The organism is Pseudomonas sp. 43(2021) (assembly GCF_017490805.1).
Taxonomy (GTDB): Bacteria; Pseudomonadota; Gammaproteobacteria; order Pseudomonadales; family Pseudomonadaceae; genus Aquipseudomonas.
In genome coordinates this window covers 1-514 of the sequence record NZ_JAFGYJ010000277.1, presented here as the reverse complement: position 1 = coordinate 514, position 514 = coordinate 1, and the positions used below count along the sequence as shown (strand labels likewise).

The 514-nt window shown below is 58.6% G+C and carries 1 protein-coding gene; it reads left to right on the top strand.

The window, feature by feature from the left end; genetic code table 11:
* Positions 1-79: 79 nt before the first annotated feature.
* Positions 80-514 (top strand): site-specific integrase (locus tag J5M71_RS27195; RefSeq protein ID WP_207838627.1); only part of this gene is annotated, 435 nt, incomplete at its 3' end.

Genomic DNA, 514 nt, shown 5'->3' with positions numbered 1-514 from the left:
CTATGAAAGACTAGCGGCCATTCCCGTCGTTCACTGTCTATTTGCGCGCAGTGTTAAAAACTGCCTGCCCCGAGCACCCATGCCTGCTATCGACCATCCGCTGATTGATCAATTCCTCGACGCTTTATGGCTGGAGAAAGGCCTGTCCGACAACACCCGCGACGCCTATCGCAGTGACCTCGCGCTGTTCAACGGCTGGTTGCAGGAGAAAAATCTCGAACTGATCAATGCCGGTCGCGAGTTGATCCTCGATCATCTGGCGTGGCGGCTGGAGCAAAACTACAAGCCGCGCTCCACCGCGAGATTTCTCTCCGGGGTGCGTGGCTTTTATCGCTATCTGTTGCGGGAAAAACTGATCAGCGTCGACCCGACGTTGCGCGTCGACATGCCGCAACTGGGGCGGCCGTTGCCCAAGTCGCTGTCGGAAGCCGATGTCGAAGCACTGCTCAAGGCGCCGGATTTGAGCGAAGCCATCGGCCAGCGCGACCGCGCGATGCTGGAAGTGCTGTATGCC